The 13,496-nt window shown below is 42.2% G+C and carries 10 protein-coding genes and 1 riboswitch; of the genes, 9 read left to right on the top strand and 1 reads right to left on the bottom strand.

The genetic code is table 11. The features are described 5' to 3' along the window. Window positions 1-331 precede the first annotated feature (331 nt). Window positions 332-417, top strand: a riboswitch (cyclic di-GMP riboswitch). A 243-nt stretch (window positions 418-660) separates the two neighbouring features. From D6853_RS06350 to D6853_RS06310, 9 genes are all read left to right on the top strand, one after another. Beyond that, complete coding sequence (locus tag D6853_RS06350) at window positions 661-1,266, top strand: hypothetical protein (RefSeq protein WP_120657196.1); 606 nt, start codon at window positions 661-663, stop codon at window positions 1,264-1,266. Continuing rightward, a complete protein-coding gene (lepB, locus tag D6853_RS06345) occupies window positions 1,259-1,834 on the top strand; it encodes a signal peptidase I (protein ID WP_120657195.1) in 576 nt (191 codons plus the stop codon). Before D6853_RS06350 ends, lepB begins: the two co-directional genes overlap by 8 nt. Before the next feature lie 60 nt (window positions 1,835-1,894). Continuing rightward, window positions 1,895-6,682 (top strand): LPXTG cell wall anchor domain-containing protein, encoded by a 4,788-nt coding sequence (locus tag D6853_RS06340; RefSeq protein WP_120657194.1) that lies wholly within the window; start codon window positions 1,895-1,897, stop codon window positions 6,680-6,682. Window positions 6,683-6,797: 115 nt separating this feature from the next. Beyond that, the gene (locus D6853_RS06335) at window positions 6,798-8,276 is read left to right on the top strand and encodes a SpaH/EbpB family LPXTG-anchored major pilin (RefSeq protein WP_120657441.1); all 1,479 of its coding nucleotides are present in this window, start codon (window positions 6,798-6,800) and stop codon (window positions 8,274-8,276) included. A 137-nt stretch (window positions 8,277-8,413) separates the two neighbouring features. Further along, complete coding sequence (locus D6853_RS06330) at window positions 8,414-9,262, top strand: class C sortase (protein ID WP_120657193.1); 849 nt, start codon at window positions 8,414-8,416, stop codon at window positions 9,260-9,262. A gap of 25 nt (window positions 9,263-9,287) precedes the next feature. Then, the gene (locus tag D6853_RS06325; RefSeq protein WP_120657192.1) at window positions 9,288-10,373 is read left to right on the top strand and encodes a Cna B-type domain-containing protein; all 1,086 of its coding nucleotides are present in this window, start codon (window positions 9,288-9,290) and stop codon (window positions 10,371-10,373) included. 60 nt (window positions 10,374-10,433) lie between these two features. Next, window positions 10,434-11,081: a sortase gene (locus D6853_RS06320; RefSeq protein WP_120657191.1), complete on the top strand. Its 648-nt coding sequence runs from the start codon at window positions 10,434-10,436 to the stop codon at window positions 11,079-11,081. A 189-nt stretch (window positions 11,082-11,270) separates the two neighbouring features. Further along, window positions 11,271-12,041, top strand: a complete 771-nt coding sequence (locus D6853_RS06315) for an adaptor protein MecA (RefSeq protein ID WP_147367721.1) — start codon at window positions 11,271-11,273, stop codon at window positions 12,039-12,041. Window positions 12,042-12,048: 7 nt separating this feature from the next. Continuing rightward, window positions 12,049-12,828 (top strand): arginase family protein, encoded by a 780-nt coding sequence (locus D6853_RS06310; protein ID WP_120657189.1) that lies wholly within the window; start codon window positions 12,049-12,051, stop codon window positions 12,826-12,828. 26 nt (window positions 12,829-12,854) lie between these two features. On the opposite strand, the gene D6853_RS06305 is transcribed toward D6853_RS06310, so the two are convergent. Then, window positions 12,855-13,463, bottom strand: a complete 609-nt coding sequence (locus D6853_RS06305; RefSeq protein WP_120657188.1) for a class I SAM-dependent methyltransferase — start codon at window positions 13,461-13,463, stop codon at window positions 12,855-12,857. Window positions 13,464-13,496 lie beyond the last annotated feature (33 nt).

Raw genomic sequence — 13,496 nt, 5'->3', positions numbered from 1 at the left:
CACTTTGAAACAAAATTTCCAAGGTGGCTGTTTTTTTGTGCTTTTTTTGGCTCGTCTTTAGTCGATTTTGATAAAATCATTATAAAAAAAGAGGATGATCATACCTCGAAAAACAGCTTAAAATCGTCATGTTGATGTTTTTTAACGGAAACTGAAAGAAAATTGAAAAATTTTTGAAATTTTGTATCACTGATGTTTACTGAGTTTGCGAGCGTTATGAATAAAAACTGTGAACTTTCTGTGAAAAAGTAGTTGTTTTTTTGTGTCCGATGGTTTATATTGATAATCAACCTATATATTTTTTTAGAAATTGTTCCAGGGAGAAAACTAAGCGTTTAAAGGGCAAAGCCATCGAAAGATGGTGACGCAAAGCTAAAGGGTCTTAATCACATAAGTGAAAGACAGCCAGTTGCTGGTGCTGGTTCGTTGGCACCAAGATGGTGACCGGACTGTACTAGCAGACGGTCTTATTTTTTACAATTACGGTACAATATAGGTTCATGGATGAACGACCGGGAAACCGGTGGGTACATGGAATGTAATTCCAAAGAGCAACTGGCCAAAGATACTTTGCGACGCCGATAATCTAGATTTATTAAGGTACATGCAAAGACCGAAAGGCCGGTGCATGTACTATTTTTTTACTCACAAGGACGGGCTATGGCAGAAGTTAATCTTAAAAAACTTAGCCGAGCGGAGCTTCTCGAGATGATGATCACATTTTCGGAGGAAGCGGAAGCCGCTAAGAAACATGAAGAAGAACTGAAGGAAGAACTGGAGAAAGAGAAGCAGCAATTGCTTAAGGAGATGGCCGAAGAAAGAAGCCGAATGCTCAAGGATTTTGACGAAGAGAAGCGTCAGATGAGAACCAAATTCAATGAGCAGAAGGTCGAGATGCAAGCTAAGTTCGACAAAGACATAAACGGCCTTAAAGCCAGACTCACAAGAGAGAAGGATGAACTTCAAAAGCAGGTTGACGATGCAATGTTTAAGATAGAGAATTCTCAATCACTTGCAGAGGCATCCATCCAACTCGGAGGCATCATGGAGGCGGCGCAGAAATCGGCTGACATGTTTGTTGAAACTCTTCAAAAGAGAGCGGAAGCGGAGTACATGGAATTTAAGAAAGAACTCGAAAAGGCAAAAGCTCAGATGAACCTCTGGCCCAAAAGCGAAGCTACTCAAGAAGAGAACGAGAAAAAAGCTCCTAAAAAGAAATCGTCCGGACAAGGCAGAAAGAAAAAAAGTGACAACGTAGATGAGTAAAGAAAAAGAATTAAAACCCTCTCTAAACGATCTGAAAAAAGAGCTTAAGAGAGAAAAAAGCAAAACAGAATATAAGAAAGTACTTAGAAACACATTGTATGTGGTGGTTATCGTGGCAGCACTTGCTGTCTTGATATCAAGCTTTTATATCACGGTACTGAGGGTTACGGGAGACAGCATGACGCCTACTCTTGAAACGGGACAGATCGTGATAGCGCAGAACAGTTCAACGTTTGAACCCGGAGAGCTTATCGCTTTTTACTACAACAACAAGGTTCTGGTTAAAAGAGTGGTTGGTTCGCCCGGTGATTGGATAAACATCGATAACGACGGCAATGTCTCGGTTAATGGGGAACTGCTTGATGAGCCGTACGCTGAAAAAAGTTTTGATCCAACAGATATAAAATTCCCATATCAAGTGCCTGAAAACAGATACTTTGTTTTGGGTGATCACAGAAGTGCTTCTATAGATTCAAGGAGCAGTGTCGTTGGCTGTGTAACCAGAGAGCAGCTTATCGGCAAAGTGATATTCAGAGTCTTTCCGTTTAATGTATCGGGAGGGCTTTAACAGCTTAGTCAGTCATAATGTAACCGCGAACGTTTTTTACAGGTAAAGAGGACCAGGAATATGCGCAAGAGTGTTGAAAATCGCGCAGAAAACTACATCAAGAGACACCGCAACTACAGGAAATGGTTGGCATTTGCACTGTGCATTGCAATGCTTACCGGAACGGTAACTTTGTACATGCTCAACAAGCCTGCTACAGCTATGACCGAGGATGCGTTTGGCTCGATCGGAATCATTGATACGGCGAGTGATGAGGATGAGCAGGAGCTTATCGAGAGCATGTATCGTGATAGCGACGACGATGGGGATGATCAATCCGGAGACGATGGCAATGGGGACAATGAGTCAGCTAACCCGGATGATGAAAGCGACGATAATAACGGGGAAGACAATAATAATAACGATGATGATAATGCCGATGATACCAATAAAGAAGACGGCGTTGATGAAGATAAGGAAAAAGGCGATGAGCCTGAAAATCCTGTAGAGGAAGAAAATAACGAGAACGAGGACGAGGCAGCAGATAAGGCCACACTCGGTGAAGGCGCAAGTGATGAGGCTTCTGACGAAGATTCTTCCGAGTCCGCATCGGATGCTTCAAGCGAGGCAACAACCGCAGCTGCTGATGATGCTTCAAGCGAGGCAACAACCGCAGCTGCTGATGATGCTTCAAGTCTTGAATCAAGCGAGACATCAATTGAGGCTTCAAGCGAAGTTTCTTTGGAGGAAGAGGAACTTGAAGAGCTTAAGGATGTTGTAATTACAGTCTATTATGTTGATGCTGAGGGAACAGAGTTTTCTGAGGCAAAAGAACTTTCTATATCAGATTCTTTTGACATAAAAGAAGATGCAAAGAAATTTGACGGATATATATATAAGAAGGCACTTCTTGGTGAAGAAGAGACTGAGGTCGTTACTATAAATAAGAAGACCAAGGAAGTATCCGTAACAAAAGAAGAGAATGAGGACAGCGCAGCTTCACTTGCTGAGGACGAAGAAGAGGTCCTTGAGTATGTATATTATGAAGCAGTAACGGAAGATGGCGAAAAGATCGAGATCACTGAGGATACAGATCTTAAGCTCGTTTATGACGAAGTTAACACTCAGGAGAAGTTTGTTGTTTCTGTAGACGGAATGACTGTAACGGTTATTTTGTCCAAACCCGAAGAGTTCCCTAAGGGAATCGGACTTAACGTTACTCCGCTCGACAAGTTCACAAGCGGATACAACTACGATGCATATATGGATGCCCTCAATGCAAACGCACAGGCAATTGCAGAGGCAGCCGGCAGAGAAGAAGCAATTGAATATGATGAGAGCAACACAATGCTCTTTGATATAGCATTCGTACTTGATGAAATCGAGTATGAGCCTAAAGAAGGAACGGTTTCCGTATCTGTTTCATTCGATGACAGCCAGCTTTCATCCGAGATGGAAACAGAAAAAGAGGAAGACGTATCTGTCCTTCACTTCCCTATTAAAGAAGCGGTTAAAGAAGGCTATGCATCAACAAGTGATGCTACAGGCATTTCTGCAGACGATATCGATGTAGATATTCTTACCGAGAGCGAAGTAAGCCTTGGAGAAGACGCCGATGTCATCAGCTTTACGACAGCATCCTTTTCGGTATACGGCGCGGTTACATATTCCGATGACGGATATACATGGGATGGAAGAGAATCATTCACACCGAATGGTGCGGTAGAAATGCTTGGTGATGCAACATACTTCGGCGCTGTAGCTATCGATTATTATGGCGGAGGAAAACAGTATCCTAACGGCCAGCACAGTGAAGCTAATATTGCGGTTAGGAATATCCACAATATACAGAACTTTACAATAGGTAACTCGGAGAAAGTATATAAGCATCTCGTCAGCTATAATATTACGGTTCATAAGACCGTAAAAGGACCTAATAAGATAGGAACATTTAATTTTAAGCTTTATTCCGATCCTGAAGCTAAAGTCGAGATCCCGAACAGTGCTTTTAGTATCACCACGAATGCAAATGGAGAAGGTTCCTATACATTTGATTTTGCAAAAATACAGACAAACAGAGTATATTCCAAATTCTATGTATTTGAGCTTGATGCGTATGGAAGACCTGTAATGAACGGTGAAAAGAACGGAAAATATACCGTTCAATACGGACAGGCAGAATTAAAAGGTTACAATGACAGCATTAGCCTGTTTACGGACAGCTATGTTGAGAATATGAATGGTTATACCGGAGAATATGTTCTTCAGCAGGTTAACGGAGCTACGATTTATTATTTGATAAATCCTAACAATCGTACCGGTTATGAGAGTGTTACGTATGATACAGCGTATAAAGATACGCCCGGACATAATGGAAAATCATATCACACTGAGAGATATGATGGTGAGTTCCCGGTAGATGTTACTACTTTGCTCGGTAATGCCAAAGCAGCTTCTTCTAAGCTTGTTAACGCCAACAAAGATGCTTGTAGTGCAAACGGAATAAAGGTAATCAATCTCGTCGGAGGAGCTCCTACAAATTACGGACCTCCCACCCTTGAGAACGACCTGACCCGTAGATATTTTGGATTCCCGGAGAATGTGAATGACGGTTATGCCGTTAACACAGGTATTGATATAGGCGATCAGTTCTTGCTTCTTAATATCGATCTTACCGGAGTTCCGGAGTATAAGCTCGGTAAGATTACGATTAACGGCGAGGGAACCGGTGATTGGAATGAGATCGCCAACAGAATAATAATAAATCCCGTTCAGAAAGACGGTAATGGTGGCTTTGTTCCTTATACAGGTAAGATCAACGCGGACATAATGTCCGGTACTCTTGTGGCACCTGATGCATATGTACTTACAACAGGTTCATATTGCGGAACAGTAATCGGAAAAACAATCGAAAAGGATTGTGAGATACACAAGATCGATGTAAGAAGATACCTTGACGAGTCTGGATTTGCTGATGTTTCAAACGTAGACGATACGGTTGTTCCTTTTGATCTTGAGTTTGAAAAATACGTAGATCAGTATTATGCAGGACCTACAGAGAGCGGTAAGTTTAAATTTACTCTTCGCATGTTTGATGAGAAGCAGGGCTCATGGAAGGTTATCGACAATAACATAACCAATGATCAGTGGCAGATCAAATACAGCTTTAATAATCCTGCGGATTACGGCATGGAGTATGGCGGTGAGAATACCTATTACTTCATGATGACTGAGAATGATACAACAGGCGATTATCTTAAGGATAAGAGCGGACTTCTTGCTAAGGTTAAATATTATCCCGGCAAGAACGGACGAGCTATAAATGAGATCTGTTATTACAGAATAAACGAACAGGAAGTTCAGAGCATATTATCAAGCTTTAGAAGCGGATATTATAATGACGCTCACAGGATTACAGAACTTGTAGGCTTCTACAACAAGTCGCGTAAACCTTTTGATATCGAGATGTTCAAGTATCTGAACGGAAGTCTTCTTAGCGATAACACTCTTAAGTTCAATTTCTGGATCAGAATGATCGATGAGAACAGAAACGTTATCGGTACAGACAGAAGAATCTTCGGATCAGGCTCGGGTAAGGTGCCTAACTTTATCTCTAATGTAGGCAGCAGTATCAAGTATACGGTAGATACAAGAGAATGTGCTTGGAATATGGAAGTAGGAAAGACCTACTACTTCATGTTTGTGGAGACCAATCCTGATAATGGCAACCATGTTCAGACAACTATCGATAACGCGATAATGGCAGTCAAAGTCGACTACTATGTCGATCAGACCAATGTGGTTCGTACATATTACAGGATTGCCGATCAGGATGCTATTGATACTATCATTGCAAATAACGCAAGCGTTGTTGATTATTGCACCGATGCCAATTATATAGATCCTGTAAACGCAGGCTTCTATAACAAGACACCTACCAAGGTATCTGTAATTAAGAACTGGAATCAGAACAGTACAGACGATATCTGGGATATCACTGTAGTACTTAAGAGAAGAGTTTCAGGCGGTGACTTCGAAGAAGTTGAGAGATTTGTGATACCTGCTTCTGACTACTATATGAGTGGCGGAATGGCAACTTCCAAGGCATACAACTTCGAAGATCTCGAAGCCTTTGATGAAAACGGAAATGCATATGAATATGCAGCCGATGAGTATTACGACAACGGAAGCGAGCTTGTACAGCTCAATCCTCTTAAATATGTCGTATATGATGCGTCAGGAAATGTGATCAACGAAACATCCGCAAGCGAAGATTCCGTAGGAATCGTTAACGGCTACAAGAATAGCGAGAACAGAACGGATATCGGAGCTGACGGAAGCACGACGATCACACTTACGAATACACCTTACATTAAGCTCAAAAAGGTATGGACACTTGATGGAAATCCTATACCTCCGGCAGAAACAACGGATTTCGGAACGGTATTTGTAAACCTGTACAAGTCATATGATGACGGTTCACTTGAGTTCTTTAAGGGACCTATAGCACTTAGTCCCGGAAATGAATGGACCGCAGAAGTAGCCGTACCTGACAGAGTGAAGTATCACATCGTAGAGTGTGATTCCACAGGTCAGAACGAATACAGAAATGCACCTAAGATTACATACTACGCATTCTTCAAGGATCAGCAGACTGCTATGGATACCAACTGGGAAAATGTCTATGCAGAAGGTATCAATACAATGCTTGAAGTATCCAACGAAAGAAGCGGCAATGTTCTTCCTAAATCAGGAGGAATCGGAGAACTTCCGTATGTGGTTGCGGGAGCGGGAGCAACAGTAATGTCTCTTGTGGGAGCAGGTGCGTGCCTCCTCGGAAAGAGACGCAAGAAGGAGGATGAAGAGTAAGATTCATCTTCGAAGGAAAGGATTTAAAGCAGGGAAGCTTTAAAACAGGTGCTCATTTGCACCGGATACACTATCAATATTACACATTTACAAGGTTCAAAAGAAGGAGAGGAATATGAAAACACTAAGAAAACTCATAATGGGCCTCCTCGTATCGATTATGGTACTGGGAATGGGGATTACCGCTTTTGCGGCTAGCGGAACTATTACAATAACCGGGGCTAGGGAAAATCAGGAATATAACGCATATCGCGTATTTGATTATGAGCCCGCAGATGAGAGCAATGCAGACGCAGGCGGAATTTATAAGCTTAATCCTGTATTTGCGGGATTCGAGTCCTATGTATTTAACTATACAGACGAGAACAATGCTGCACAGTCCGCAGATATGGCTGATTTCTTTAAGATCGGTGACAATGGTATCATTGATGCATCAGGATTAACAGATGCCAATGTAGCTATTTTTGGTAGAGCAGCTGTTGCTTATGCGCTTGCAAACGGTATTTCAGCTGACGGATCAACAACAGCAACCGCTGACGGTGATGCAACAATATCAGTTCCCGAGTTTGGTTACTATGTAATCAATTCATCACTTGGTTCTGCTGTAGCAGTTAATACAGCAACTCCTAATGTTGAGGTTCAGGAAAAGAACGATATTCCTAATCTTAACAAGGAAGAGACAGGTGCAACAAACGCTGCACTTGTATATACAGATCTTACAGGTGGAGATCATCAGATCGGTGATACTATTGAGTACACAGTTACTGCAGATCTTAAGGTTGGCGGTAAGGATTATGCAATCCATGACTGTGTAACAGACGGACTTACACTTGAAGAGGTTACGGATGCAAACATTTCATTTGCTCCCGACAATGCAGGACTTACATACACGATCAACAATAATTTCGTTAACGATAACGGAAGAAAGGGCTTTGAAATTGTATTTGACGGTGAGCCCAATAAGGATACTGTTGTAACTGTTAAATATACTGCAGTATTAAATGAAGATGCGGTTATCAACCCTTCACCTAATATCAACGAAGCTTACCTTACATATGGTAAAGAAGGTAACGGAACACATATTGAGATCAAGGATTACACATACCCTGTAGCAATCAGAAAGATTGCAAAGGGAGATGCTGAAGAGAAGCTTCTTAAGGATGCTAAGTTCCAGATTTACAGAGAGTTTGATAACTCACTTGTTAAACTTACAAAGGTTTCAGATACCGAGTATAAGGTTAATCCTAACGGAACAGTTACAGAGTTCACAACTGTTGAGGCTGATAACATTCTTATCACAGGTTTTGCACCCGAGAAGTATGTTCTTGTAGAGACACAGGCTCCTAAGGGATACAATCTTCTTGAAGGCAAAGTTACTGTTGGCGGCACAACTTATGAGCACGCTCAGGAGATGGTAGTAACAAAGAATTCTACCGTTGAAGCAGTACAGGTTGAGAAGGTTGAGGATGGAACAGGTCTTACACTTCCTTCAACAGGTGGGATCGGAACAACAATCTTCTACATTGTTGGCGGTATCCTCATCGTTGCAGGCATTGCATATTTCATCGTTCGCAGAAAAGCTGACGCTGAATAATTCTTATAATCGGTATGAAAAAAATTATTATATAATTTGAATCTTGTTGAATAACAATATTCTTCGGGGGAAGGGGTTCCCCCGAAGAATATATAAGATTCGAAAATACAATGAGGTGAAGAAGTTAGAACTGTCAGATGAAGAAAGGCATTACGAGAATCTTACCAAACTTAATATTCGGACTGATATTTATTGTAGGAATCGTTATTTTCCTCTACCCGTCTGTCAGTAACTATATCAATTCAAAAAACCAGAGCCGCGCGATATCCAACTATGAGGAGATTGTTCACAATATCCCCAAGGAAGATTATACGAAGATGTGGCAGGAGGCTTATGAGTATAACGAAGAACTTGCCAAAAAGCCTCTGAATTTTAACCTTGAAGGTGAAGATCTGGATAAATACAACAGTGTTTTGAATGTCACCGGATCGGGTATTATGGGATATATAGAGATTGAGAATATTGGGGTTAATCTTCCTATATATCACAGCACAGAAGAATCAGTACTTCAGGTCGGAATAGGACATTTGGAAGGAACTTCTTTTCCGACGGGAACCAAGAGTACACATGCTGTACTTTCGGGACACAGAGGACTTCCATCCTCAAAGCTTTTTTCAGACCTCGATCAGATGATCGTGGGTGATACATTTCTTTTACACATATTGGATCAGACTTTTGCATATCAGGTTGATAAGATCAACATTGTTCTTCCTGAGGAGACCAATGACCTGGCAATTGTCGATGGAAAAGAATACGTCACGCTTGTAACTTGCACACCCTACGGTATCAATACACACAGGCTGCTTGTAAGGGCAAGACGTGTTGATTATAACGAAGAAAACAGATTGATAGTACCTGCGGACGCTACGAGGTACAGTAATATGATCGTTGCACCGTTTATTGGTGCGCCGATATTGTTGATAGCATTTATAGTCTTTTTGATCAGAACAAGAAGGCCTAAGAAGGCAAAGGGAGTAAAGGCATAATGCTACTCTCAGAGGGATTGTTTTTATGAACAAGGTAAAGAGTATCTTTAGCCGAATATTGATCGCGGTGATGGTGTTTATGGCTGCCGTCGGAGCATATTCCGTTGATGCACACGCCAGAAGTGCCGTGGACCTTACCAAAACGGGTTCGCTTTCCGTGACCTACAAATTTGGCGACGACAAGCTGTTTGACGGCGTACAATCTCATATTTACAAGATAGGCAGTGTAACTGAGATAGGCGAATTTACGCTTGATTCGGATTACGCCGGTTTAACATCGATTTCGATTAATTCCATTAAGGATCAGGGGCAGTGGAAACAGGTTCTTGAGGCGGTAATGCCTACAGCGGTACTTCAGCATAAGCCTGCATACACTTCGGTTTCGCAGAATGGAAAAGCTTCATTTTCAGGCATCGGACTTGGATTATATCTGGTCTATACAGAGGATCTTTTGTATGATGATTGCCGATATGTCTTTTCTCCTTTCCTGGTTACCGTTCCGCAGCTCGGTGATGATGATGAATGGATTTACGACGGTGCACAGTACATTGCTGAGGCTACCGCAAAATGTGAAAAATATGATATAGATCGTGAGGTTCAATTTGAGCTTCATAAGAGATGGAATGATTCCGGTAATGAGAATGTAAGACCTACATCCATATCGGTACTTATAAAAAGAAACGGCGAAGAATATAAGAGAGTGACACTTAACAGTGGCAACGGATGGTCTTATTCATGGAAGGATAAGCCCGGATATATTTGGGAATTCGAAGAGACCATTGAGGGCAACAATTCTTCTTATACGGTTTCTATCACCAAGAATGAAGATTCTGACGGACTTATGGTGGTTTATACCATGACCAATACGTATAACGATACGACTCCGCCACCACCGGGACCACCCGGAACTCCTCCCGGAGGACCTCCGAGTACGCCTCCCGGACCACCGCAGTTTCCTGATGTTTTAGGAGCAATAAGGGAACTCCCTGCCGTTTTGGGCGCAAGGAGACTTCCTCAGACAGGACAGCTCTGGTGGCCGCTTCCGATTCTTTTGATCGTTGGTATCTTTTTCATCGTAAAAGGAATCAGGAAAAACCATAAAAAAGCATGAATATTACCCCATGAGTTACCTTGCTCATGGGGTATAATATAATAAACAGAGGAAAAATTTATGAAGAAATATTCCGGATACATTTATATAGCGATTGGAGCTATCTTCATATTTGCGGCGGCTTTTTTGATCAGACATAACTTTAATGAGAGCGCCGAGGCGGGAAAAGCTTCGGATGAACTTCTCGAGGGTGTTGTCGAGCAGATGCCGGGTATGGTTCTTGATTATGACGAATCGGGCGATATGCCTGTTGTCGATGTCGGAGGCAGGAGTTTTGTCGGAACGGTCGAGATACCGAGTCTTGGTCTATTGCTCCCCATACAGAGCGAATGGGGCAAGGATAACGCCAAAGTATCAGTGTGTAGATACAAGGGCTCTGTATATGAGAATAATCTCATAATCGCGGGGCATAATTATGTTGAGCATTTCGGAAACTTAAAGCTGCTTTCGACCGGGGATGAAGTTGTGATCACCGATATGAACGGAAAGAGCTTTTATTTTGAAGTTACCAATATGGAAACGCTTGGATCTTATGACGCCGAAGAGATGGAAGCGGGCGACTGGGATCTGACTCTTTTTACCTGTACGATCGGTGGTGCAAACAGAGTTACCGTACGCTGCGAATCGACGGGAAAGACATCGGAGACGGGAGCTGTTCCCGATGTGCTTGATGCGGCTGAAAAGAGTAAACATATTAGAAAAAAATAAAGAACTTATTAAATCGGCTTTTTTGAGACGCTTTTAGTTATCGAGGGTCTTGGAAAAGCCGATATATTTACATATAAGAAATTCTTTTATTGTTTTTTTATAGAATAGTTAGCACTCTAATGTGGACAGTGCTAATGATTTAAACTATAATTACAGTACAGAAAGAATCATGAAAGGAGATGATGCGTAGTGATTATAGTAAAAATGAATGACACAACAGTTGAATGCAGTATAGCCGCATCAGAACTTCATGAGATAGGTCTTACTCCTGAGGCGGTTATCAACGGAGCTGAGAATACCACATCTTTCTTTGCTCAGCTGGGAAAAGAGGTCGGACAGCAGCTCGACTACAATCCCGAGACGGAAGTTATGATGATGAGCAAAAACATCATGATGGACGGAAGTGTGCGCATTTTCGCCGTTAAGATGACCAATGAGGATATCAAGAAGGCTTCAGAGAGAATTCGCGGGGCCGCACTTACGGTTCTTAATACTCTGACCAAGGAAAAGGTTGAGGATATTTTGGCTAAGACCGGCAGAGATAAGGGCGTTGCTTTTAACGAGGTGATCACGAAGGTTTCGGATACGATCAGCAAGATTTACGGCCGCGAAGAGGCGGATATGGAGAATTCGGAGCCTGAGGCAAGTTATCAGCCTCTTTCCGAATATGCTAGATATATGATGGAATTTGACAATCTTGAGGATGCTGAGAGATTCTCCAAGGTTGTACAGAAGCTTCCCATTGTTGATTCCGTTTTGTACAAATATGGTGGAATGTATTATCTTATGGCGGGACTTATGTCCGCCAGGGAAGAGATAATCTATGACATGAGAAGAGCGGGAGTTGAGTACTCCGAGATACTTCTCGTAAATGCCCCCGAAGCGATGTTTATCGAGGAACAGGGCGAGAAGATCATAGACAGCGACGCGATCATCCACTTGGCAGACCTCACAAGATAAGGACAAGATGAACGGCAAGATTACTGTATTAAATTTTTCAGGTGTTTATGAAGAAGAGAGCTTTTATCAAGGCGATAAAAGCTCTTGTTTTTGTGGCAGCGGCAAAGAGGCTGCCTTGCTTGATATGAAGGACATCCCCGGCACGAATTGCATGTGCGACGATATTGCGGTGGCTGAGATAAAAGAGAGGATTGAAAAAGCAAAATTGTCGCCAGAAAGCATACATTTCATAGATTCCGGCAACTATCACTATATGTCTTACATTCTTTTATCCTTGGTGAAAGAGCCTTTTTCTCTTATTGTCTTTGACCATCATCCCGATATGCAGCCGCCCAAGTTCGGCGATATCTTATCCTGCGGGGGATGGGTGCTAAAGGTCTTGCAGGATAATCCTAATGTGAGAGACGTGCACATCATAGGCGCCGATGAGAATCTTATTTCGGAGCTTTCTAAGGAAGACACGGACAGGGTTTCTTTTTATACGCTTGATGATATAAAAACAGGTCTTCCCAAGACCGAGTATCCCGTTTATCTCTCTGTAGATAAAGATGTAGTAAAAAGAGAAGAACTCATAACCAACTGGGATCAGGGAGAGATGAATGCTGATGATTTACTTGGGAGTATCCGTGAGCTGGCCTCCGCCCCCGATAGAAAGCTTATCGGAATCGATATCTGCGGAGAGTGTGCTCCGGATCAGGAAGGCATCGACGTCGGAGCGGCGATGGCAGGGAATGATGAGTTTAACCTGAAAGTGCTTGAAATACTGAATGAAAAAACGGCAGGCTGATATTCGTTCAGCCTGCCGCTTTTATATTACGCATGTTCCCACTTATAAATAACAGTCTCATACTGTTTTACATCATCAAATAGTCTTTCTTTTTCTACGAGTCCGTGTTCAAGGACTTCGTTGGCGCATACCGGGTTGTGAAGAATGATCCAGAAAGGATCGGATCTTCTGTACAGTATCCTTCTTAGAACTCTGTTCATCACATCTTTGTTGAACGGGTTAAAGAAGTAAAATACGTTGAAATTCTCATATCCGTTATATCTGCAGGCATCGCCCCTGATGACTTTAACTCTTCTTTGAAGATTGAGCTTTTTCATGTTTTTCTCGGCAATCTTGGCAAGATCCGATGAATACTCAAGTCCTGCGATCTCTCCAAACGGGAAGTAACTCGCATCTCTTAGAAATGCGCCCTTTCCGCAGCCGATATCGAGCAGCTTTTTGCTGCAATCAACGTCCAAACAATCCAAAATCTCTTCCGCATGCTTATCATCCGTCTTGGAATAACCGTGAAGTACGCCTCCCGTTTCCTCTATGAGTGATAAGTCGCGCATAGTAAAATCAATACCTCTTATTCGTTCCCCAAGGTACTGAACAAGGTACTTTGCATACCTCTTGTACTTATAGTAATTAAACATCTCTTTCCCTCCATTTATTACTTAAGCGTTAAT

The sequence above is a fragment of the Butyrivibrio sp. X503 genome (assembly GCF_003625475.1).
Taxonomy (GTDB): Bacteria; Bacillota; Clostridia; order Lachnospirales; family Lachnospiraceae; genus Butyrivibrio.
Note: the sequence above shows the minus strand (reverse complement) of the source record. Positions and strands in the feature narration are given on the sequence as shown.